The sequence below is a fragment of the Neomesorhizobium albiziae genome (assembly GCF_900114255.1).
In the GTDB taxonomy this organism is placed as follows: domain Bacteria; phylum Pseudomonadota; class Alphaproteobacteria; order Rhizobiales; family Rhizobiaceae; genus Neomesorhizobium; species Neomesorhizobium albiziae.
The window spans coordinates 1-22,830 of sequence record NZ_FOSL01000012.1; the positions used below are offsets into that span (position 1 = coordinate 1).

At 58.4% G+C, this 22,830-nt stretch carries 21 protein-coding genes and 2 pseudogenes; 16 read left to right on the forward strand and 7 right to left on the reverse strand.

Annotated features, from left to right (window positions below; translation table 11 throughout):
- Positions 1 to 258: transposase (locus tag F3H98_RS18360; RefSeq protein ID WP_149761697.1), on the reverse strand; the 258-nt coding region annotated here is incomplete at its 3' end.
- A 275-nt stretch (positions 259 to 533) separates the two neighbouring features.
- Here F3H98_RS18360 and F3H98_RS18365 point away from each other — a divergent pair.
- From F3H98_RS18365 to F3H98_RS18380, 4 genes and pseudogenes are all read left to right on the forward strand, one after another.
- Entirely contained in the window at positions 534 to 1,157 is a 624-nt protein-coding gene (locus F3H98_RS18365; protein WP_210249692.1) for a DsbA family oxidoreductase, read from the forward strand.
- 85 nt (positions 1,158 to 1,242) lie between these two features.
- Positions 1,243 to 2,235, forward strand: a complete 993-nt coding sequence (locus F3H98_RS18370; RefSeq protein WP_210249693.1) for a cyclase family protein — start codon at positions 1,243 to 1,245, stop codon at positions 2,233 to 2,235.
- A gap of 107 nt (positions 2,236 to 2,342) precedes the next feature.
- Positions 2,343 to 2,447: pseudogene (locus F3H98_RS31805) on the forward strand (sulfite exporter TauE/SafE family protein); the annotation flags it as partial.
- A 141-nt stretch (positions 2,448 to 2,588) separates the two neighbouring features.
- Positions 2,589 to 4,001: an alpha/beta fold hydrolase gene (locus F3H98_RS18380; RefSeq protein WP_149761703.1), complete on the forward strand. Its 1,413-nt coding sequence runs from the start codon at positions 2,589 to 2,591 to the stop codon at positions 3,999 to 4,001.
- Between the two features lie 257 nt (positions 4,002 to 4,258).
- Here F3H98_RS18380 and F3H98_RS31125 read toward each other — a convergent pair whose 3' ends face one another.
- The gene (locus F3H98_RS31125) at positions 4,259 to 4,582 is read right to left on the reverse strand and encodes a hypothetical protein (RefSeq protein WP_188130459.1); all 324 of its coding nucleotides are present in this window, start codon (positions 4,580 to 4,582) and stop codon (positions 4,259 to 4,261) included.
- A 180-nt stretch (positions 4,583 to 4,762) separates the two neighbouring features.
- Here F3H98_RS31125 and F3H98_RS18390 point away from each other — a divergent pair, with 180 nt between their 5' ends.
- The 4 genes and pseudogenes from F3H98_RS18390 to F3H98_RS18405 all read left to right on the forward strand — a co-directional run.
- Positions 4,763 to 5,695 carry an EamA family transporter gene (locus F3H98_RS18390; RefSeq protein ID WP_149761707.1) on the forward strand — a complete coding sequence of 311 codons (933 nt, stop codon included), beginning with the start codon at positions 4,763 to 4,765 and terminating at the stop codon, positions 5,693 to 5,695.
- A gap of 89 nt (positions 5,696 to 5,784) precedes the next feature.
- Entirely contained in the window at positions 5,785 to 6,945 is a 1,161-nt protein-coding gene (locus tag F3H98_RS31815; RefSeq protein ID WP_244621783.1) for a hypothetical protein, read from the forward strand.
- 118 nt (positions 6,946 to 7,063) lie between these two features.
- Positions 7,064 to 7,732 (forward strand): Ig-like domain-containing protein, encoded by a 669-nt coding sequence (locus tag F3H98_RS18400; protein ID WP_244621784.1) that lies wholly within the window; start codon positions 7,064 to 7,066, stop codon positions 7,730 to 7,732.
- 13 nt (positions 7,733 to 7,745) lie between these two features.
- A pseudogene (locus F3H98_RS18405) lies at positions 7,746 to 8,084 on the forward strand (DDE-type integrase/transposase/recombinase); the annotation flags it as partial.
- 77 nt (positions 8,085 to 8,161) lie between these two features.
- Here the strand turns inward: F3H98_RS18405 and F3H98_RS18410 are convergent.
- Positions 8,162 to 8,497 carry a cupin domain-containing protein gene (locus F3H98_RS18410; protein ID WP_188130460.1) on the reverse strand — a complete coding sequence of 112 codons (336 nt, stop codon included), beginning with the start codon at positions 8,495 to 8,497 and terminating at the stop codon, positions 8,162 to 8,164.
- A 253-nt stretch (positions 8,498 to 8,750) separates the two neighbouring features.
- Between F3H98_RS18410 and F3H98_RS18415 the strand changes: the two genes are divergently transcribed.
- Together F3H98_RS18415 and F3H98_RS18420 are read left to right on the forward strand one after the other, a co-directional pair.
- On the forward strand, positions 8,751 to 10,202 hold the full coding sequence (locus F3H98_RS18415) for a toll/interleukin-1 receptor domain-containing protein (protein ID WP_210249694.1): 1,452 nt from the start codon (positions 8,751 to 8,753) through the stop codon (positions 10,200 to 10,202).
- Positions 10,202 to 11,731: an argonaute/piwi family protein gene (locus tag F3H98_RS18420; RefSeq protein WP_149761714.1), complete on the forward strand. Its 1,530-nt coding sequence runs from the start codon at positions 10,202 to 10,204 to the stop codon at positions 11,729 to 11,731. Before F3H98_RS18415 ends, F3H98_RS18420 begins: the two co-directional genes overlap by 1 nt.
- A 1,070-nt stretch (positions 11,732 to 12,801) precedes the next feature.
- On the opposite strand, the gene F3H98_RS18425 is transcribed toward F3H98_RS18420, so the two are convergent.
- Together F3H98_RS18425 and F3H98_RS18430 are read right to left on the reverse strand one after the other, a co-directional pair.
- Positions 12,802 to 13,233, reverse strand: a complete 432-nt coding sequence (locus F3H98_RS18425) for a hypothetical protein (protein WP_149761716.1) — start codon at positions 13,231 to 13,233, stop codon at positions 12,802 to 12,804.
- A 109-nt stretch (positions 13,234 to 13,342) separates the two neighbouring features.
- Entirely contained in the window at positions 13,343 to 13,531 is a 189-nt protein-coding gene (locus F3H98_RS18430) for a hypothetical protein (RefSeq protein ID WP_149761718.1), read from the reverse strand.
- Between the two features lie 266 nt (positions 13,532 to 13,797).
- On the opposite strand from F3H98_RS18430, the gene F3H98_RS18435 reads away from it, so the two are divergent.
- From F3H98_RS18435 to F3H98_RS31820, 6 genes are all read left to right on the forward strand, one after another.
- On the forward strand, positions 13,798 to 15,993 hold the full coding sequence (locus F3H98_RS18435; RefSeq protein WP_149761720.1) for an adenylate/guanylate cyclase domain-containing protein: 2,196 nt from the start codon (positions 13,798 to 13,800) through the stop codon (positions 15,991 to 15,993).
- 445 nt (positions 15,994 to 16,438) lie between these two features.
- Positions 16,439 to 18,061: an MASE4 domain-containing protein gene (locus F3H98_RS18440; RefSeq protein WP_149761722.1), complete on the forward strand. Its 1,623-nt coding sequence runs from the start codon at positions 16,439 to 16,441 to the stop codon at positions 18,059 to 18,061.
- Between the two features lie 188 nt (positions 18,062 to 18,249).
- Complete coding sequence (locus tag F3H98_RS18445) at positions 18,250 to 18,441, forward strand: hypothetical protein (RefSeq protein WP_149761724.1); 192 nt, start codon at positions 18,250 to 18,252, stop codon at positions 18,439 to 18,441.
- Between the two features lie 471 nt (positions 18,442 to 18,912).
- On the forward strand, positions 18,913 to 19,155 hold the full coding sequence (locus F3H98_RS18450) for a helix-turn-helix domain-containing protein (RefSeq protein WP_149761726.1): 243 nt from the start codon (positions 18,913 to 18,915) through the stop codon (positions 19,153 to 19,155).
- Between the two features lie 155 nt (positions 19,156 to 19,310).
- Positions 19,311 to 19,895: a L,D-transpeptidase gene (locus F3H98_RS18455; protein ID WP_149761728.1), complete on the forward strand. Its 585-nt coding sequence runs from the start codon at positions 19,311 to 19,313 to the stop codon at positions 19,893 to 19,895.
- Between the two features lie 167 nt (positions 19,896 to 20,062).
- Positions 20,063 to 20,197, forward strand: a complete 135-nt coding sequence (locus F3H98_RS31820) for an ABC transporter (protein ID WP_149761730.1) — start codon at positions 20,063 to 20,065, stop codon at positions 20,195 to 20,197.
- Positions 20,198 to 20,769: 572 nt separating this feature from the next.
- Here F3H98_RS31820 and F3H98_RS18465 read toward each other — a convergent pair.
- On the reverse strand, positions 20,770 to 21,912 hold the full coding sequence (locus F3H98_RS18465) for a nucleotidyltransferase-like protein (protein WP_149761732.1): 1,143 nt from the start codon (positions 21,910 to 21,912) through the stop codon (positions 20,770 to 20,772).
- A 1-nt stretch (position 21,913) separates the two neighbouring features.
- The gene (locus tag F3H98_RS18470; RefSeq protein ID WP_149761734.1) at positions 21,914 to 22,540 is read right to left on the reverse strand and encodes a Cap15 family cyclic dinucleotide receptor domain-containing protein; all 627 of its coding nucleotides are present in this window, start codon (positions 22,538 to 22,540) and stop codon (positions 21,914 to 21,916) included.
- Positions 22,541 to 22,830 lie beyond the last annotated feature (290 nt).

Genomic DNA, 22,830 nt, shown 5'->3' on the forward strand with positions numbered 1-22,830 from the left:
CGACATCGCCGCGAAGATGCGCCACCAGACACCTTTGTGGCTCCACCGGCTGAAACGGCGGAAGACGCTGTTCCAGTCTCCGAAGACATCGGGCAGATCGCGCCAGGGCGAGCCCGTGCGCACGATCCAAAGCACCGCTTCCACGAACATCCGGTTGTCGCGGCCCGACGAACCCCGCGTCCGTTCGTCACCGATGATGTGGACCGACATGCGCTCCCACTGGTCGTCGCGAAGTATCAGACGGTCGAGAACACCCATGGCTGCCTCCAAAAGACAGCCTTGAATCTGATTTGCTCAGCCTTGGGAATCCCAAGAGTCCACACCACCTAGCGTCCCAAAGCACGCAGGCTGGCAACCAAATCCTGTAATCCTGCTGCTGCCTACCGGTATTCTTGACCGGCAGCGAAAACTGTCCGTACCACGACGGGCTTACTCCCCCGCCCCGCTGTCCGTAAGTTGATGTCATCGAACAGATCGACATCACAAAGGACAGGACGATGACGCCACAAACCCCCACCGGCCACACAGCCCCGTTGATCGTCGATTTCTTTCACGATGTCGTTTGCGGCTGGTGCTATGTCATGTCACCACGTTTGCGGCAGGTCGCAGCCGAGCTAGATATCGCGGTCCGCCATCGCAGCTTCGTCCTGCAGGATTCCCGTGAAAGGATAATGGAGGCTTTCGGCACGATGGAGAAGGCTAAGACCGAGATTCTTGGCCATTGGGAAGCCTGCGCGAAACAGGATGACGAGCAGCGCATCGATATCGAAGGCATGCGCGCAGAAAGCTTCGAATATCCTAGTGGTCTTGCTGGCGCGCTCGCCTGCCAGGCAGCCCATATCATAGGCGGCGATGCTGCCCACTGGGACTATTTCGATGCCGTCCAGAATGCCCACCTCAGCCAGCATCGCAATATCGGCAACCCGTCCGTGCTGCTCGACATCGCTGTCGATCTGGGTTTCGCGCGCGACGTCTTTGCCTCCCGCATGAACAGTGAAGCCGCCGATAGCCGGGTGCAGGCAGACCGCGACGAGGCCCGCAAGCTGGGCATTCGCTCTATTCCCACCCTGATCGTCGGTCCAGATCTCGACCGATTGCAAACCATGCCTGCACCGGCGCTGAAGGCCCGGCTGCAAGCTGTCATGCAGAATGCATGACAGCATCTCGGAAACTCTCGGCCCCAACCTCCGAAAGGAAAGAAACATGAAACGCTCCCGTACACTTCGCGTATTCGGCCTGCTATTGCTCGGCAGCGCCAGCCTTTCGACCGAAGCACAAATAGCCCATGCCGACGGTAACGCAAAAGCGCCCGTTGCCACCAGCGGTCAGGAAGTTGGCATCAGCCCGTGGGGTCCGGACGATGAAATCGGCCGCCTCAACCTGATCACGCCGGAATCGCGCGCCGCCGTCCTGTCGCGGATCAAGGGCGGCAAGGCATACGATCTGGCGACGGACTACTATATAGGCATGCCGAGCTGGCAGGCTGCGGGCGATCCACATTACCAGTTCTGGATGACCCATACGCCGCGCGGCACGGAGGTGGATGACCCGATGGGCGTCGGCAAGGAAATGAATGCCACCCGTAGTTACACGGGATCGGCGTTTTCCATGTATAGCCATACCGGCACCCACATCGACGCGCTCAACCATTTCGGTATTCATGGCAAGATCTGGAACGGTTTCAAGGCCGACGAGCAGCTAGGCGATCGCGGCTGGAAGCGCACCGGCATTGAAAAGTTCCCGCCACTCATCGCCCGGGGCGTCATGATCGATATTGCCGCGGCCAAGGGCTTGGACATGCTGTCGGACGGTTATCGGATCACCCGTCAGGATATCAAGGACGCACTGGCACGCCAGAACTCCACCTTGCAGGAAGGCGACATCGTTCTGATCCGAACCGGCCGTATGAAACTGTTTAACGACCCGCAAGCCTATATGGCAAACCCTCCCGGCATGGGATTGGATGCGGCACGCTACCTCGTCGAAGAAGGTGGCGCGATGGTGGTCGGCGCAGACAATCTGAGCTTCGAAGCCTTTCCTTCGGAAGTGCCGGACGATTATGTGCCGCTCCACACCTACCTGCTGGCGCAGCAGGGCGCTCCGATCATCGAGTTGCTCGCACTTGATGAGCTGTCACGGGACAAGGTCTATGAGTTCGCCTTCATCGGCGGCCCGCTGAAAATCCGTGGCGGCGATGCAGCCCCTCTACGTCCGGTTGCTCTGCCACTCCAGTAGCTGAAAACCGGCTTTCCAATTTCGAAGCGGCGGCAGAGCACCCTCAACCGGGCGACGATATCGCGATGGCGGCCTCGGTTCTATTTCTCGAAGGGCGTATTCGGCGGCGGCTTCGCGGATTACTCGACCAACGGCAGCTCGATCGCGCCTGCTATGGATTGCTGGTCGTCACGGCATTGAAGCTGCTGTGGGACGGGGTCTCCGGGTATCTAGGCGGGTGGGGATCGGGCCGCGATTGTCCGCTTTTAGCCCCCGATGAAAAAGCGGAACGTGAGCACGCCCCCGTGGCTACACACAAATGATGGCAAGCGGCGCAATCAGGCGGCCGCACCAACCAGACCTCGAGGTACGAAATGAGTAATACACGCAAATTCGTCGTCGTTGATGGCGCATCGCAGAATATCGGCTCGGGCCCAGAAGATGCCTTCCTGAACGAGGGCAATCGCGTTGCCGCCGTACCGCGCTCGCGACAATCACTTCGAAGGATGCTCGCCGCGGCTTCTGTCGGGACAATCGGGCTTTTGGTCGCAACAGCTGCAACCGCGGAAGGGTCAGCCACCGAGGCCCCAGCCGTTGCCACGCAGCCAGCCCAGAACGCCTCGATCCGCCCGTTCAGCTTCCAAGCGTCCGAGGCAGCACTGGCTGACCTCAAGCAGCGGGTCACAGCGACGCGATGGCCGGACCAAGAACTTGTTCAAGACGACACCCAGGGCGTGCGGCTGGCGACGATGCAGAAGCTCGCCGACTACTGGGCAAGTCAGTACGACTGGCGCAGGGTCGAGGCAAACCTCAACAAGTATCCCCAGTTCGTCACCAACATCGACGGCGTGGATATCCACTTCATCCATGTGAAGTCCAAGTACAAGAACGCCTTACCGGTGATCATTACGCATGGCTGGCCGGGCTCGATCATCGAGCAATTGAAGATTATCGACCGGCTGACCGACCCGACCGCGCATGCCGGCACCGAAGCCGATGCGTTCGACGTGGTGATCCCGTCGCTACCCGGCTACGGCTTTTCAGGCAAGCCCACCGAACTCGGCTGGGGTCCCCAGCGTGTCGCGCGGGCCTGGACCGTGTTGATGGACCGTCTGGGCTACAAGAAATACGTCGCCCAGGGCGGCGATTGGGGTGACGCTGTCAACGAGCAGATGGCGGTACAGAAGCCGGCCGGACTGCTCGGCATCCATACCAACATGCCCGGCACGCTTCCCGACAATATATCGGCGGCACTGGGCGGCGCTCCGAAGCCGACGGGCCTGTCGGACGACGAGGACTACGCATGGAAGCAACTCGATTTCTTCTACAAGCATCGTGTCGGCTACGCGCTGGAAATGGGTGCCCGCCCGCAGACCCTCTATGGCCTGGACGATTCGCCGATTGCGCTTGCCGCCTGGATGATCGATCATGACCCGGAGAGCCAGAAGCTGATCAATCGCGTCTTTGACGGAGCGACTGAGGGGCTGACGAAGGATGATATCCTCGACAACATCACGCTCTACTGGCTGACCAAGACAGGGCTCTCCTCCGGGCGCTTGTTCTGGGAAAGCAAGCTCGCTTTCTTCGCGCCCAAGGGCGTGACCATCCCGGTTGCGGTCAGCGCTTTCCCGGATGAGATCTACACGGCCCCGGAAAGCTGGTCGCGCAAGGCTTTCCCAAACCTGATGTTCTACAAGCGCCATGAGAAGGGCGGTCACTTCGCCGCCTGGGAGCAGCCGCAGGCTCTTGTCGAGGATATTCGCGAGAGCTTTCGGTCGCTGCGCTGAGGTCATTGGCGGGCGGCGATACGCTGCCCCCGGTCTTGTTGAGAAAGCACGCCGCCTGCGTCCCTCGTCGGGGGCGCAGGCGGCTTTCGTCACCGCTGCCAGTCAAAAATCCAGGCAGAACTGCCCGACTAGCTGCAATCCGATCGTCGCTCCGTGGTGGTCGAGGAGACTGCCGACGCGCGGCGCTATAGGTAAAGGCCTTCGTGGAATTTCTGGCGCGTCGCCTGCCTTCCGTCATGAATGACTACGGCTGGCCCCTAAAGCCGCACCATCTCTTTGCCCTCACATATTCCAAATTGCGCGCAGTCTGGCATCCAAATTCTGTGATCGTGCTGCTGCTGCTGACCGGTATTCTTGACCGTCAGCGAAAACTGTTCGTCCCACGGCGAGCTTTTTCCCCGGCCACGCTGTCCGTAAAACAAGCAGATCGACACCACAAAGGACAGGATGATGATGCGAGCGGAACGTGCCAATGTCACACGATTGACAAGCCTCGCTGCGTTGACGGCCTCAATCGCGCACGAAGCGGTTCGCAGCGCTACGCTCGGCGCTTCGATGCTGATGATGGCTGCATCCGCCATGGGGTTCTCGACCGGCCCGATGGTCGACTCCAACGCCCATTCGTTGGTTGCCGAATTCGGGCTCGCGTCAGACGAATTGCCCGTGATGCTTGTCGCCCTGGGTCGCTGCCTGCCGCGAAACTGGCCGCAAAAGCCGCGACGGCCGATCGAACCCGTCCTCGAACTTGTGTGAGGGGGCCTATGACCAGCCGCTTTGCCGATGTTCTCGCGGCCGCGGTCGCACCCGCAATATGGGGAACGACGTACATCGTCACCACCGAATTTCTACCGCCGGACCGGCCGTTGACCGTCGCCATGCTGAGAGCGCTTCCGGCGGGTTTGTTGCTGCTCGCAGCCGTGGGTTCGATGCCAAGCGGCAAATGGTGGGGTCGCGTTTTTCTTCTGGGCGCGCTGAATTTTTCCATCTTCTGGTATCTGCTGTTCGTTGCCGCCTATCGACTGCCTGGCGGCGTCGCGGCCACGATAGGGGCGATGCAGCCGCTTTTCGTACTTGTCCTGGCGCGCTTCATGATCGGAACGCCGGTACGCCTAGTCGCCGTCGTTGCTGCGCTTGCAGGAGTTCTCGGCGTCGCGATGCTAATACTGCAGCCCAATGCGAGGCTCGATCCGCTGGGACTGATAGCAGGTCTCGGCAGCGCCGTATCTCTTGCGGCGGGCTTAGTGCTGAGCAAGCGCTGGCAAGCGCCGGTCTCGGCGCTCACTTTCTCGGCCTGGCAACTAACCGCCGGCGGATTGCTGCTTTTGCCGGTCGCTCTTATGATGGAGCCCGCCCTGCCCATTCCGAGCGCGAAGAACCTGGTCGGCTTCATCTGGCTTGCCGTGCCCGGCGCGGCTTTGACCTACATCGTTTGGTTTCGCGGCATTGCCCGGCTCGGGCCTGCGGCTGTCGCCCCGCTTGGCCTGTTAAGCCCGGTCGTCGCAGTGATGATCGGCTGGATAGTATTGGGCCAGAGCCTCGGAGCGCTCCAATTAGCTGGTATGACGATCGTGCTGCTTAGCGTTTGGGCGGGGCAGAAGGTCCCGCAGGCCGCTCAGGTACCTCGACCTAGCAGCATGCGTGACCGCATCTCCCGAAAACTCTCAACTTCCAACCTCGAAAGGAAGGAAACATGAAAGTCTCCCATGCAATTCGCGTAATTGGCCTGCTCTTGCTCGGCGGCGCGAGTCTTTAGACAGAAGCACAAATCGCCCATGCCGCCGACGTGAAGTCCGTATCGAGGCTCACATTCGGCCCCGACAACATTCTCTTTGTTGCCGACTGGAAAGCCGCCCAGGTGCATGCGCTGGCGTTGCCGGTGCCCGTGCCCAGAAGCGGCGAAGGCACCTTCAATATCCTGGACCTGGAGGCATTGCTCTCCAGGTCGCTAGGCGGTGGCAAGGTCAAGGTCGAAGACATGGCGGCGCGCTCGGGCGAGGTGTATCTGGCAGTAAGCGTCGGAGCGACCAAGACGCCGGCGGTTGTTGCAGTCACTTCCGACCAAAAGGTGCGCAAGCTCAACCTTGCGAGCATGAAGTCGACGGCGGTGACACTGACGAACCCGAACAACTCCAAGTACGAGTTCTGGAAGGAAACACCGGAACGCAGCTTCACGGTCACGGACATGAAGTGGAACAACGGCGAGTTGTTCGTTGCGGGCCTGTCAAATCAGGATTTCGCGTCGACTCTGCGTCGCATCCCATACCCGTTCACCAGCCAACAGACGATGACGTCGGTGGAGATCTACCACACCACGCACAACCAGATTGAAACGCGCGCTCCCATTCGCGCAATCTCGTTCGCAACGCTTGGTGGAAAGCCTTACGTCGTCGCCGCGTATCTCTGCACTCCGCTCGTGACCATCCCGCTCGAGGACTTGAAGGACGGTGCGCACATCAAGGGCAAGGCAATCGCGGAACTGGGCTATGGCAACACCCCCGCGGACATGATTTCGTACAGCGCCAAGGACCCGAGCGGCAAGCCGCAAGACATGCTGATGCTTTTGAATTACCAACGCTCGGGCAACATCATCCCGGTCTCAGAGGTCGAGGCTGCGAACGAGAAACCCGGCATCGACAAGCCCGTGCCTGCTGGCCACATCGTCGGCGTGCAGGAGACGCCGGCACCGCTGGTGGGGGCCACCCGCATTGACAACCTCGACGACCAGTTCTTCATCGTTGTGCGCCGAGAGCTGGAGAAGGATGCCCTGCAGTTGGTGTCGTTCGACAAGGCCATGCTGTTCCGGCTAACCGATTACGTCTCCGAGTACGACTTCCCCCAGTACCGCTACAACAACGACGAGTTCCAACTCAAGTACTTCAAGCCTGCCCATGACATCCTGATGAAGCAGGAAGGGTTCCCCGAACTCATCGGTTCGCACGAGTGAGACCGCTGTGACGAAGGCGTTAAGCGTTCTATGTATGCTGACCCTGTGGGTAGCGACTACAGCTCAGGCAGTCGCTACCCAGCTGGTGCCTGTTGCCGTCCAACCTTCAGGACCGGAGGTGCCAGCGAACCTGTTGCGCATCTCCCTGGTGTTCGCGCAGCCCGTCGGCGAGTACGTCCTGCCACGGCTGGAACTTCGCCGATCAAACGGCGATGTCATCGACAAGCCGTTCTTGGAGCAGCAGCTCTGGTCGCCCAGCGGCAAGATTGTGACGGTGCTTCTGCATCCTGGGCGCGTGAAGAGCGGGCTTATCGCCCATGACACCGTCGGACCTGTGCTCCACGCCGACGAGTTGGTGGTGTTGACGTTGGACGGTCAGGAAATCAAGCGCTGGAATGTGGGTGCGAACGACCACGATGGCCCGCGCCCGTCTGGCTGGAACGTCGGAAGCGTCATTGCTGGCACACGCGAGCCGCTGGTGGTGGGTTTGGACGTTCCTATCGACGGTCGGGATGTCGACTACCTTGCGATTGCGAACTCGAGTGGTCGCCGAATCCAAGGGCGCGCTCGTCTGGATGTCGGCGAAAAGAGATGGACCTTTACCCCCAATACTCCCTGGACTGAATCGCGGTACACGCTGGCCGTCTTCGGCAACCTCGAGGATCCTTCTGGCAACCGGCTGAACGGACATTTCGAGTCGCCCGGGACTGCGCCTGAGCCGGCAGCTGCGGACGTCTACATCCCCCTGACGATTGATCGAGCGCCGGTGACGCACAAGCGGCGCTGACGCTGCGGCGGCCAAACGACTGCTGAAAGGGAAAGGTTCTGCCCCGCGCGTCCCGATCACCGACAAGCTTCGATGCTGTGATGCCGCGAAGCGGGAGCCCGGCATCGAGCATCGTTCACACAAGGGTCTAAACAACAGTGCGGAGAAGGTTCATCAGCCGATCCGACAACAGGAAAGGATCATGAAGAGCTTCAAGTCATCACGGCAGTTGCAGCGCTTCGTCTCGATCCATGATCCGATCGCCAACCTCCTCCACATACTCCGACACGACATACCATCTCAACATCATCGCAAGCTGCGAGCGGCCGCCATGCATCTATGGAAAAGGATCGCCCATCTTCCGGCCGCATGAGCACATGCTGCCTGCCCGTCCTGTCTCGGCTATCGGTAAGTTTACAGTGTCCTGGCGGTCTGTGGGCAAATGAACGGCTATAAGTCCTCTTGGATGAAATGTGGACTGACATGTACGTCAAGTTGCACCAGCGGCGAATCGCCGATTGCTTTGAAACTGTGAACCTCTCCGGCCTTGATGACAAAGATGTCGCCACCACGGCCTTCGAAAGTCTTGCCACCGACGGTCCACACTCCGCAGCCTTCACGAATGAACTGAATCTCGTCATAAGGATGCCGATGCGGACCCGGCCCTGAACCGGGCTTCCCGTGGAACAGGAAGACCGACACACCGGTGTCGCCCTGATCGGCTCCGACAAACTCATGGACAATACCACCAACAAAGGGCAAGTCCTCTTGACGAACGTGATGCATTCCCATTCCTCCTATGCGATTAGATGAGTGTTGCGACAGCTTGGTTTAAAGGTTCTATTTTGGGAAAGGCCCGGAGGTCGGCTCTTGGCATTACGCGCGGATTCAGGGCAGTCGGCTTAGACGGCAAGAATTGACCCGAAGCCGCCTTTCATCTTCCCTTTTCGTTGCTTGATGGCGGACGTTCACTGTAACCGACGTTCCTAACCTTAGCTTGGCATTTCTGCTTTGCCTTCAGGTAGCGCGGAGGCATGTTGTGGCTGTTACACTCACAGCCGAATCATACTTCCTTCAAGGCACAAATCCGGGCATGTCAGTCCCAGCCGGACGCGATGTCGTCCTGATCACCCATGCCAATCCCGAGGACAACATGTTCTCGCGTTGGCTCGGCGCGCGCCTGTCAGCGGCTGGCTACAAGGTTTGGGCTGATTTGCGCTCATTGCGCGGTGGCGACGACTTCTGGGATGTGATCGACGAAACGCTCCGCACAGTTACTATCAAACAAATCGTAGTCGTTTCTCCCCATATCGCCAAAAGTGGAGTCAAGAAGGAACTTGCTATTGGCGACTACATGAGCAAGCAACTCAACGATCCCAGTTTCATGATCCCGATCCGGGTTGCGGAGGTAGGCTTCGGGACCCTCCCGCCTGAGTTGCTCCGTCGCAATGTGATCGACGCCTTCCCCAACTGGGCTGCATGCCTCAAGCCACTTTTGGAAACGTTAGAGGACGCCTGCGTTCCTCGCCTGCAGACAACCGACGGCGCTCTGTTGCGGTCACTGATCAACGCCCAGGAAGCCGGTCGACTGGCAATCTTGGAGGAGCCTGAGACGCTTTGGTCGAACTGGTTCGCTATCGATCCGTTGCCCGAAATGCTTCTGCTGTTCGGTGCGAAGGGAACTCGGGACCAGTTTGAACGCTGGCTCAAGTCCAGCGGAGTACCTCACGTGGTCCACAGTGGACTTGCTGCCACCTTTTGCGATCCGGCGTCGTTTCAGCAATCGGGTGGCAATGGCCCGGAACTACAAACTCGGTTCCGGATAACTTTTCCGAGTCTGTTGGATGGCAATGACATAGACCCTTTCGTAAATCGAGCAGATGCTCGAGTCCACGTCGTCAACATGCTCAGGCAGCACTGGGATCGGGCGATGTCGGTCCGAGGGTTGCAACGTTTCGAGTTCGCCGCCGGCCGGGTTGGCTGGTTCTTTCCCGACGGTCTCGTCGATGGTCCCGTGAAATTTGTCCTGCCCGACGGCCGTAAGGTGAGCCGCCTGGTATCCGGCAAATTCAAGGACCGGCGGTGGCATCTCTGCCTCGTCGCCAAGCCCATGTTGTGGCCTCTGCCTTTTTTCCGAGTGCATGCAAACATGGCACTCTCTCAAGATGGTCGAACTCCTTTGCCAGGCGCGCAAACGCAACGTGTACGCATGCGACTCACCAAATCTTGGTGGAACGATAAATGGCGCGACCTGTTGCTGGCTGGCATGAACTGGATCGCGCAAGGACAGTCCTCGATCAACATCGCCGCGGGCAGCGAAAGCCTTGGCGTCTCCAGCCTCCCGCTCAGGATGGAAACGGCGGTTTCATACCGTGCCGAAGAAGTTCGGTCGTCTGAAGAGGACGAGAGCGGGGAGATTTGGCTCGACAGCAACTTAGACGAAGACGGCTTCGCCGACGATGATCAGGCTGATCCCGAGGGGACGGCCTGATGTTTCGCGTTCACCAGCTGGACGAACCGCTGCTCCGCGTTGGTCATGATCAAGCACTTGAAGCCCCGAAGGACGGACTTTTCCTTTTCGGGCCAGTCGAACGAACGCCGGGACTCGCCTTGGCGCGGGTCGGTGTCATTGGTACCTCGACGGGGCTCGGACTTGCGGGAAACTGGATGCAGCGCCTTGCTGGATGGATCCCGGGTAAGATGGATCGGCGGAACGAACCCGTCATCTGGGCACCGGCTTGGCCGGGCTTCGAGGCCTGTTTCGGCGTCGGTTTGCCGGAGCGGTCACTTGCCAACGTTGCGGTGGATGGCGCAGCCGTAGAAGCGGCGATTAAACGCAGCAACCGCGCCGATGCCGTACGAACTGCAGTGAAGATATTTGCCGATGCGATTCGCGCGCACCTCCGCACTGAAGAACAGCGGCCCGACCTTTGGCTCGTGGTTATTCCGGATGTTGTGTATCGCTATGGCCGACCCGAGGTTGCTGCACCTCCAAGGGCCGAACGCCGTGTGTCCGACATCATCTCGGCCAGGGCCGCGAAGCGTTTTTTTGAGGGTGGCGATCTGTTCCCGGAAACTATGGAAGATGCCGAGACGTACCTGTTCTCAAGCAACTTCCATCACCAGCTAAAGGCCGAGTTGCTGATCGATCAAATCGCTCTCCAACTGGTGCTGGAAAGCACGCTGGCCGATCGCAGCATCGTCGATCCGCACAGGCGACCGCGGGGCCTGCAGGACGAAGCGACAGTTGCGTGGAACTTCGGCACCACTCTCTACTTCAAGATGGGTTCAAAGCCTTGGGCGCTGGCAAATGTGCGACCGGGCGTCTGCTATGTGGGCCTTGTCTTCAAGAGAAATGAGACGCCCCACCAGGTTGGTGAAGCGTGCTGCGCGGCTCAAATGTTCCTGGACTCGGGCGATGGGCTCGTTTTTCGCGGTGCTTTGGGTCCCTGGTACTCAGACAAGAACCGCGAGTACCATTTGTCGAGCAGCGCCGCCCAACAACTTATGTCTTCAGTCATCTTGGGCTATGAGGCCAAGCACGGCCATCCGCCCGCGCAACTCTTCATTCATGGTCGCCATCGGTTCAACGAGGCGGAGTGGGCGGGCTTCAAAGCCTCAGTGCCAAGCGAGACGTCACTGGTCGGCGTTCGTATACAGAGAGGCGACGACATGCGCCTGTTCCGGCCGACGGCATCAACTCCCGTTTTGCGAGGCACGGCGGTCGAGATTGGAGCAAAGCACGCTTTTTTGTGGACCCGCGGCTATGTACCGAGGCTTGCCAGCTATCAGGGATTCGAGACGCCGAAGCCGTTGTCGGTTCAGATTACTCATGGCGAGGGCGACCTTGCCCAAGTACTTGCTGACGTGCTTGCCTTAACCAAGGTCAACTACAATGCCTGCGATTTCGCATCGGGGCTGCCAGTCACCTTAAAATTCGCAGACCGGGTAGGAGAAATCCTAATGGCCTCACCCAAGCTGGTGAGTGCGCTGCCGCTTCCCTTCCGATACTACGTCTAGGGCGAACGGGACGCGAAGCATCGGACGGCGCTTCCAAAACTTCGGGAGTGCCTTTCGGGGCATTGAAGGCACTCCCGAGAGAATTTCCCGCCCGCCGCAACTCTAATGCGAAATATCGTGACGTTGGCGAGCTCCACACCCTAAAAAAGGCCGGCGCGAATGCCGGCCTAATCGTGGTCGGGTTTGTCGGCGATTTGGGGTGGGAGGATAGACGGGATCGCCGATGGGTGGCCTGATGCCCGGCATGTTAACTACCCACGTTACTTATACGTAATATACCGGGAACAGCCGGCCAACGATCTGAGAACGGAAGGGGTAAAGCGGGCCGGCCTTCGGGTTTCAGCCGGCCCGGCGGGCTGCTCAGGAAGGTGGCGTAGGAACAAATTCAAGGCGGCGGGCGTCGGATCATTCTCCACACGAGGACGCAGACCACGGCGATGACGACAACCGTTCCGACGATCTCGGCCAAGAGTATCAGTTCATCGGTCATCGGTCGCTTCCCTGCGCATCTGACGGATGTAGGCGGGCGATCCCCCGTCCGTGGAAACCTGCGGAACGGTTGCCGGAGAGCCTGCGCCGTTTCGAGTTCTCGGTGGTGAAATGAGCCGGGTGTCGCGTGTTTGCCCCTGGCGTATCTGGAGTATTCGGTCAGGTTTAGGGCCACCTTCCGCCCACTACGGCCTTTTGGAAATGCCCAATACCTGGCGAGCGCTACTTGCTGATGTTGTGACCGCCAGATATCAGGCGCTTCGAAACCACCGGTCGCGGCCGTCCCGTCTAGAGACTGAGATTTGGCTCCGAAATCTGATACTTTCGGTTGGTTTCAGCTACGTCGTCGAGCCGAGTATCGGCGGGAACCATATCCACCACCCGTAGCATTCCCAATTCGGCATCGGGGGCAATGTCCCTCAGCCCCAGTGAGTTTCCAAATGTCTCCAGTGTCGCGGTGTCAGGAAACCTCTGCGAGGCCACCTCGAACCTCGTGGGCTTGAGGACTTTCACGAAGAGTTCGGTCGCCAGCCTGGTGCATCGAATATCCGACATCTTCTGCGGTGTGGCCGACCGGGTGGTCAGTCTTGCTGAAGCCGCAGTTTCGTCACGGTGCGGCGCACAACACAATGCTTGAAGCCCTCGTACCCTTCGCCATGGTGAAGGCATTGTGAAACATCCGGGCTGAAGCCGAAAAGGTCCATGCACTGCTCGGTCATTGGGACCAAGGATTGCAGTTTCTGAATTGGTCCTACACCCTTCAGTTCCGCAATGGTGGCCTTTTGGCAATCGCTATATTGCCACACAGCAGCTCGCCAAAAGTCCCTGTCAACCCTGAGGGTCTCGGCGAAACCAGTGGGCACGGTCGCCGCAAGCGCCGCCGCCGCGAAAAATGCGGCTCTCATACCAGGCGTGCCTTTCGACGCAGCAAACACAGCCGCTGGCAAAAGCCCGAGCAGCCATGACAGCCATGCCCGGACGGCGAACGCCGACCGCCCATAGTCGCTGAACACATTCTTCGGATCCTGCGCGTCGATTTCGATGCCCAGGAACCCTGATGACAGATGCCGGGAATGACTGCAAGCGTCTGTCCGACATGTCAGCAATGCTGGAAGCCGGGAACTAAACCTGAGGACGGCAGGCCTCCAAGAGCTGAGCGCACATGAAGGCAGGCGGGCTCTCCCCATCGCTTTCCAGGGAGCGATACAAACGACGGATATCGGCCGAGACAACGCCGTCTGCTTTCATCACCTGGCGGATGATCGGTTCGGATAGGATTTCGTCAAGCGTCGGTTCGCGCTCGTCCAGCATGAATCGCCTCCAATTTTTCTGATTGTCCCGGATATAGCCGAGAACCGTGACCGGGTGATGTCAGCCGTTTTGGCGTATGTAGGAACCCGAGCGTCCAATGTCACGGATTCGGATCGGTCGAACGCGCCGTCCGCCGCGTCAACAATCCAGCAGCAACTTACCGGGCGAGGAGCAGGATGCTGTGAGGGTCGGCTTACGAGCGGTGCCCATCGCCTGCTTGTGTGATATCTTGAGGATTGTCTTCCAGACCGGGCGACAGGCTTTCCATGGAACGCAAGCTGGCTGCAATCCTCTCTGCCGATGTTGTCGGCTACAGCCGCCTGATGGGTGCCGACGAGGACGCCACGCTGGAGGCGCTCCGCTTGCATCGCGAGATCGTTGACGCACTGATTGAAGCGCACCGGGGAAGGGTGTTCAACAGTGCCGGGGACAGTGTCGTCGCCGAATTTCCGAGTGCCGTTGAAGCGAGTCTTTGCGCCGTCGAAATCCAACAGGATATAGCCCGACGCAACGAGCTCGTCCCCTCCGACGAGCGGCTACAGTTTCGCATTGGCATCAACATCGGTGACGTCGTCGCCGAGGGCGGCAATCTGTTTGGCGATGGCGTCAATATCGCGGACCGTGTTCAGAAGCTTGCGGAGCCTGGCGGGGTCTGCGTCTCCCGCAACGTTTACGATCAGCTTACGAGCAAGGTTAGTTTCAAACTGGAGTCTATGGGCGAGCATCGGGTCAAGAACATTGCATCGCCAATCTCTGTTTACCGAATTCTCGTCGGCGACGTGTCCAAGCCAAGGTCGGTCATCAAGAAGCTTGCCGGGTTGGTTCGGCAGCCCGGCCGTATCGCCGCGATCGGCGCGCTGCTGTTGGCTGTCGTTGTCAGTTTGGGGGTCTGGCAGTGGCAACAGCGAGCGCCGGTCCGGGAAGGCTTCCCTTCCCTAGCGGTGCTGGCCTTCCAAAACTTCAGCGACGACCCTGCGCTCAATTCACTTGGCCGCGGCATCGCCGAGGACCTCACGACCGCAATGTCCCGCTTTCCCGGCATAACGGTGCTGTCGCGAAACTCGAGCTTTGGCACTGATTCTACCCACGCGAATGCGGGGCAGGACCTGAAGGTCGATTACATCGTTGAAGGCAGCGTGCAGAAGAAGGGGGATGGGCTGGGCATCAATGCCCAGTTGATCGATGTCCATACCGATGCCCACATATGGGCAGAACGCTACCAGGGCAGCGAAGCCTCCGCCCTTCAGAACACGGCCATCGGAAGGATCGCAAACGCGCTGGCAAGCGAAGGCGGAGCAATCAGAAAGTACGAATACAAGCGGACCGAAGGCAAGGCCAAGGCCGACTTCAGCGAATACGACTACTTTCTCAGCGGTCACGAGATTATCGCCCGGTTCCCAACCATTGAAGAACACGACCGCGCGGGAGCGATTTGGCGGGAAGGACTTGAGAAATTCCCGACCTCCGCGCTGCTGCGCGTCTCGCTGGGCTGGTATCATTTCTTCCGCCCCTGGAATTTCAGCACCGACAAAGGGGCGGCAGACTATCGGAGAGCCGGGGAACTCGCACGAGGAGCCCTTGCCGAACAGAATACTTCACCGCGTGTCCAATGGAGCGGCCGCAAGCTCATGGCCTACATCCATTGGCTCGAAGATAATTTCGAGCGGGCTGTTGCGGATGCCGAAGCCGCCGTTGCCCTCGCCCCCTATGATGCCGACACCCTGTCGTTCCTGTCTCGGGTGCAGGCCGCGTCAGGCAACACGGCCCGGGCATTGGAATGGGTAGAAGAATCCGTCCGCAGCGACCCGACCGTTCAAAGGAACACACGCATACTGGCCTGGATTTACTACCTGACTGGCGAGTACGAGAAGTCGGTGGAGGCCGCAAAAAGACATCAGGAACTGAGCCGTGTGTTCGGTGACGATGCCAGCTTTTACATGGTTGCGAGCTATGTCCGTCTCGGCCGCCTGGAGGATGCACGGATGGCGCTCAAGCAAGCGCTCGAGCCTGAACCGCAATGGACCCAGCTGAACGAACGGAATAGTCATCTTGAAAGGCCCTACAAGGATTCGGCTGTCTTCGAGCGCCAGCTCGCGGACCTCGCGGCCGCCGGACTGCCGGAACTGCCGTTCGGATATGATGGCGGGTCAAAGGATCGGCTTAATTCGGAGGAGATCAAGGCGATGATGTTCGGGCACACACTCCGCGCAAAGGATATGCGCTCCGGCTCGTCCTTCACGGATGTAGTTGCCAGTGACGGTACGATCCAGTCTTTGGGGACCTTCGGCCAGGATACCGCGACGATCCAATATCTTGGCAACTCCCTGATCTGCTATCGGTGGAAAGATGCGGGACCCAATTGTGCGGCCATCTTCCGTAGCAGGAACGAAACATCGAAGTCGGCTGGCGTGTTCATTTTCGTGGATGCTTGGGGCGAATATCGGTACTCGGTGGAAAAGTAGTCGGCTTGATGTGTCCCTGGAATAGGTCCTCGAGCCGAGCTCACACCGGTCCGGCCGTGGCTGGCGTGATCGGCACCGGCAAGGGGGAGGCGATGAAAATTTACATGCGCGAGCGCAACAAACCTGACGGGCAGACGTCAGAAAGCGTTGAACGTGAACCTCCCATTTGGCAGTTGGAAGATGCAATCTGCTAACGCCTTTCTGAATCTTTCCACCTCGAGCCCCATTGAATCTTGCTGGCCAAACGAGTTGATCGAAGGGAATGTGGGCGACAGCCGAGATCGCGGCCAGGCGAAAGATCACCGGGAAAAAGCGGCATACATTGGGCGGTGACCGCTGAAGCGGGCAGGGGTCTGAGTCGGCTTTCTGGTTTTTCAGTTACCACCAGTTAGCGTAGAATGCCGGAAGCGCGCCGCTGGAGGACGCGTCAAGGTGGAACGCAAGCTTGCTGACTCAATCCCAGGCACGGCTGATCCCAAGCGCGCCGCCGAGCCGAGTGCAGAAGCGCGCGGCATTGGTCACAGCTATGCTGCTTCTGGTCGTGTTTTTTTCGGTGCTGCCGTTCGCCCATGTTCGCCTTAAACGGCTTGATGTTTTCGTCCCGGTTTTCGCGACCATCCTGTTTCTTACCGACTTGATCTCCGCCGTACTCCTGTATGCCCACTTCGCAATTTTACGTTCTTGGTCTCTTCGAGTGCTCGCTGGCGGTTATCTGTTCTGCGCGTTGATCATCATTCCATATGCTCTCACCTTCCCCGGAGCATTTGCACCAAACGGCTTGTTGCACGCCGGTCTGCAAACCTCGCCGTGGCTGTTTACCGTCTGGCAAATGGCCTTGCCGGCGACCATCATCCTGTACTCGATATCGCGGAAAGTCCCCCAGCAGGTCCCGCAGCAGCAAATGGTCCGCAACTCTGTTGCGACCGCCGTTGCCGCAGACGCTTGCATCGTGACTGCCTTGGTGTGCGCCATGACTTGGTTCCTCACGACGCACGAGGACATGGTGCCACCCTTGATCGTCACCGTAACCGACACGGCTGCTTTTGTGAAATTCGTTTCCGCCTTCATGCTGATCGTAAGTATAGCCGCATTGGCATCGATTTGGTTTTCACAGCGCTCGGTGCTTGATCTATGGCTGCTGATTGTCGCGCTGGCCTGGCTCTTGTCGTCGATCCTCTTGAACCTCGTCGGCGTTCGCTTTGACGTGGCCTGGTATGCAAACCGCATTTTCGCGGTTGTGTCAGACAGCTTGGTCTTACTCGTGTTGCTCGCCGAGTCGACAATGCTTTACGCAAGGTTGGCCATGTCGGTGCTGGCTCGCCAAAGCGAGCGCGAAGGCCAACTGATCTCAATCAATGCGGTGTCCGCGGCGATGGCGCATGAAATCAGGCAGCCGTTGACTGCCATTGAGGCGAATGCCGGAGCCGGTTTGAATTGGATCAGAAGGTCGCCGCCTAATCTCGAGAGAGCCCAACGGGCATATGAACGTATTATATCGGATACCGGCAGGGTCAGCGAAGTCATTCAATCGGTGAGAGAAATGTTCGCCGGCGGCGAGCGACAAAGAACGCTAATCGATGCCAACGAAATCATCAAGGAGACCATCGCACTGGCTCGAGGAGAACTGGAGGATGGTAACGTTCTGGTCGAGTTGGACTTGAACGAGCCAATTCCGACGGTACCAGTTCATCGAGGTCAGATTCGGGAGGTTTTGTTGAACCTTGTCAGCAATGCGATCGAGGCCATGCGACACACGAACGGTCGACCGCGAGTCCTTCGCATCAGGTCGGAACCGGATGAGCACAATGGTGTAGCGCTATCCGTGGAGGACAATGGGATCGGGGTAGCTCCGGAAAACACGGGGCGGATATTCGACGTGTTCTTCACAACCAGGTCTGATGGAATGGGTATTGGCTTGGCCGTCTGCCGATTGATTGTGGAAGCACACGGCGGTGCATTGTACATTGCGCGCACGGACTCTCATGGATCTGTTTTCCGAATCGCGCTGCCGGGATCGATTGACTCGGAGGCTGAGGCATCTCCAGCGCCAGTTCGAATGCAGCGATGAAAGAATAAAACAACATCCGGCCAACTTGGAGTCCGCCGCACGTTCCCTGAAAGTGATTAGACCTCTCGCCCGCGCCGTTCCAGGATGGTTGCCCCGCTGAAACGCCCGAACACACGTTTGCGCGGGCAAGGCCCTGGCCGCCGAAGCGCGACGGCCGGGGCTGATCCAGCTGCACCGGGAGAGATGCAATGAGCCGCACCAACTACAAGGAGGCGCTTCCTTCTCAGGCGCATGCCGAAGAGCTGCTCGAGAAGTGCCTCGCCGATGGAGAGATCATCGAAGCTGAAAGGGCGGAGATCGAAGAATACGAGGGCAACTTACCGGACGACGAGGATGGTGAACTTCTCAAACTCTGGCGGATTACCATCGTGGGTTCCTGATCCAGGCTTTGGCGCACCGATCGCGACGCGCGGCAAGCATGTACAATTTATGGCAACGATCTGCTAATTCGTGGCCAATACTAGGGTGGGATGACTGATCGGGACGCTGCCAATATAGCGCCGTTCTCGCCGCCGCCGGAATGGCCCCCTCATGTGAAGATGCTTAGTCTACATGGCTCAGGTCTGCTCGGTGTTCACGAGCAGACCCACGAATTGTATCGGGATTGGCGGAAAGTCGTCACCGAACGGAAGCTCGCTCCGTTTGAAAGGCTGATGATTGGCCTTGCGACGGGATCGGCGCTGGCCTTGGAGCTGAAAGGGAGGAAGCGAGGACCTGAAGCGTCTCTACATGGAGTGATTATTGCTGAAGGGAGCCGCCCCGTCTGCACGCTGCTGACTGTATTCGAGAGATAATGGAGGAGGTCTCATGGATGAATCCGAGCCCGACATGGTGGGGCCGAAACGGCCAGCATGAATATTGCAGAAATCTTTGCCGCCAACCTTCGGGCCGTGCGCGTTGCGAGAGGAATCTCACAGGCAAAACTCGCCAACTCGGCCGGGTTGAACACGAAATATGTCGGCAGGCTTGAGCGTGGCAGACAGTCGCCGGCGCTGACGACCGTCGCGGCGATCGCCGACGCGCTGTCCATTGAGCCTGCAGAGTTTATCGCGCACGACCCTAGTCGAGTGATCAAGCTGGCGTCCAGCACGTGAGAGTTGATTTCGGCCGCAACCTCGCAAAGTTCGAGAATGGATCAAGCATCGCGACTGCCAGCAGATGCCAGAGCACAGCCGCACTTGCTGGGATTGGCTCTTGGTGCAGAACTAGGGTACACGATACGCAGATTGAAAGCTTCCAAGGTACGGAAATGAGCGACAATGGTGTTTCTCGCCGGGGGATAATGCTGGGCGGCTTGGCACTCATGCTTTCTGGATGCGCACAGGCGTGGGGCACCAGGTCAATTGTGATTCCAGAGCGCTCGCGCCTTGACCCTCGCCTCCAGCAGCAGCTTGTGCCGTATGACGGACGCGAAAGCCCCGGCACAATCGTCGTGGATACTTCGGAACGCTTCCTCTATGCGGTCGAGCAGGGCGGCTGGGCGACACGCTTCGGTGTTGCCGTTGGCGAGGAAGGCCTTACGCTCAAAGGCAAAGCGACCGTCGGACGCAAGGCGCAGTGGCCATCGTGGATGCCCACCGACAGCATGATCAGCCGCAAGCCGCATCTGGTGCAGTATGCTGGCGGGGTTCCCGGCGGTCCAAACAATCCGCTGGGTGCGCGGGCCCTCTATCTCTATCGCGGCAACCGTGACACGCTTTTCCGGATACACGGTACAAACGAGCCGTGGCTGATAGGCACAGCGGTGTCGAACGGGTGCATCCGTCTGACAAATGAAGACATCATTGACCTCTACGACCGCACGCCTTTGGACACGCCGGTACTGGTCATCTGAACTCCGGGAGCTTTTTGTCCCCTGTTCCGGAGTGATGAACTTTGTCATTGGGCCGTATCGATAGCCCGGATACCAACTGTGTCTTTTGTGCACTAGTTATAGCGCAGTTCCCCAGTAGCTTGGATGTGTCGTACCAGCAACCCATTCCGCCTGGAGGGAAGTGCCTGATGAACAAATTTCTAGTTGCAGTTGTGGCCGCGTTGGCCGTCGCCAGTCTCAGTGGCTGCGGCACAATCGGCAAAGGCAAGGGGAAGGCCCCACCGCCAGTCGAAGAACCGGTAGCCGCGCCCGTTTACAAATAGCGATCTAACTCAGGTCATGAGGGAAGGGGGCCACACGGCTCTTCCCCTCGCAGCTGACTTATGCGTAAAAACCGCAACTTATGAGTCAAAGGACAGTCGACAGCCGTGTCCTGTGACCCATAAGTTGCCTCAGTTGCCCCTCTATTTCTCCAGAGTTGACGTCCACGTTGACTCATAAGTTGCGTGGCTTTTGACTCATAAGCTGCGCAAAACATGATTTTTGACGCATACGTTAGGTAAGGGTCGTGTCCCATGAGGTGGTGTAGCTCGGCGGATTTGAGCCGCTCGCGAGCGCGCGGTTGATAGTGCTGTAGCGAGCGAGCGGCATCGAGGTGGTCATCGGCGCTTTCCGGTAGGGTCTGGTTGTTGACGCCAACCCCTTCGGAAGGACCACCGATGACCGACGACATGATGCACCTAACCTGCGCACGCTCGTGGAGAAGACCCTCCTTTATCCTGCGGCGCACGTTAATCGCGATAAATGAAATCGATTGACTTCGATGCGATGTCACACCTGAAAGACGATGCTTGTTGCCGGCCTTCAAAGCCCTCCACCCAAGGCCGCAGCGACTTCAGCTGGGAACTAAGACGGTCGAGATAGCTTTTCGGCTTTCCTCGAGTGGGATAGATTGCTGATAGCGAAGAGCTTCGTTCTGTTCTCGTGCTACCTCGCGTGCCAGGTCATCCATCTCCGAAGACAGGGTGAGGAGGCCGTCAAACTTGCCCTCGTTGTCAAATATACGGCGTGAGCCGTCGGGCACATCCAGTGTCCGAGCAAACTCCTTATTGTGCCACAATTGATCTAGGAAACGCTGTGTTTCGGCAAGAACCGCCAACTCGTAAAAGACGCCTGTCCGCAACACGGCTTGGTTAGCGTGGTACATGATAGCGGCAATGTCGAAACTTGGCAGTTTAATAGTCTTTCCGTCTTCGATCGCGTCGTTTTTGACATTCTTGCATAGGCGGATTGCCTTTTTCAGCCCGCCTTGCGCCTCATTTTGATCCCTGTCATGCACTCGGGCAATATGCAGGAAAGGCAGGTTGTCGATCGTTTCTGGCACCTTCTTGTTCAAGATCGTGACACCACGATCGCGCTCAAGGTTCGAAGATTGATATTCAACGGTGTCGTTCCAGTGTGAAGGCACGACGTCGACCGGCCTGGCTAGCGAACCGCCAGAAATGGCGATTGCCTTTCCTCCTGATGTGTCTACGTCAGCGGCTGGGTATGCATCGATCAAGGCTTTTTCTGATCCTTTGCGCAACCGCATCAACCGCTCGACAGACTTTTCGCTTGTTGGACTAGTGTAATGGCCGAGGCGGGCCTTAAGTCCCGAAGGGAAGTAGGTGAGGAAACTGGCTTCGAGACTCAAAAGATCGACGTCGCTAACACCTCTTATGTGGACGTTAAGCGGCACCGATCCTTGCAGCCGAAACTCAACGGACCAACCCTCAGCCTCAAGCTTTTGCTTGAGTTGCTTGCCGACTCGTTCTGCCGTCTCGATGCTGATCCGGGTGTAATCTGGGCCTACTTCCTGCATCCCACCCAACGCATAACGAGTGTAGGGTTGCGATGGGGCTCGCTTTTGCCAACTCTCGTCGAGGAGACTTTTCTGCAAGACGTCAGTCTGCGCGGCTGTACTAAGGCGTCCCAGGCGATCGATGCCTGTTCGGCGAGTATTCAGGTGTTTAAGACGCTTCTGAATATCCGTGGCCATACTACAACCTTTTGAGGCTCATCCGGCCGAAGGTATAACGGCCGTGCCCATTGAAATATTCGCCGTTAGCCGACTGCAGGTCCTTGGCGAAAGTGATCTCTGCCGATCCGCGGTGGCTCCTTAGTTCGGTCTCGCCAATGTTGGGGTCGTTTTTGTAACTGTAGAAAAGCCTGTAACCGTCAGCTTCATCGCATATCAAGGCGGCGCTGGTGCTGTTGGAGCCAGATTGAGCCGTTTTGAGGCGGACCCGTATGCGATCCCAACTCTGAACGATGGTGATTTTTGCCTTCCACGGATAACCAAGTGTGCCGTCAGGATTTATTGTCTGGCCCTCACAGTCCCAACTGCCCGTCAGGTCGGGTACTTTGAGCAGCTTGGAAAGACCATTCCACTTCCAGGCAAACCGATCGAGAATCCAATAGAGAGCGAAGAAGACAGTACCAGCGCCTGCTAAGGAGAGGACTGCGGGGGGCAGATTTGCCGAGATACCGAATTTACTCGCCAAATCGATTGCTGACAGCAAAACGAATACGACACTCGCCGAAACAGCGCTGGATATGATTCCCACGTAGTGCCCGATCCGAGCGCGATTCACGCCGCCCAACACAGTATATTCATGTTCCAACATGAAAAGTGCGTCCCAAGCCCTTAGCTAAGCTAATTTGCTGTTCCTTCGTCGCTGTCCGGCAGGTCGGTCATTCAGGCAAGTGTTTGTTTTCTCTACCTGCTGGACGGAACTTTGGCTCCTAAATACAGAACTTTGGGTCTCCCACCAACTGAGGCGCTCGCTCTCTTAACTCGCTCGTTGCAACACACGTGTCGCATTTACGTCATCCGCCATTTGTCACCATGAGTTTCGGTCCTGGACGGTCGGGAGCCTTTGTTGAGACAGACTTTATCCCCAAGGGGAGATCTATG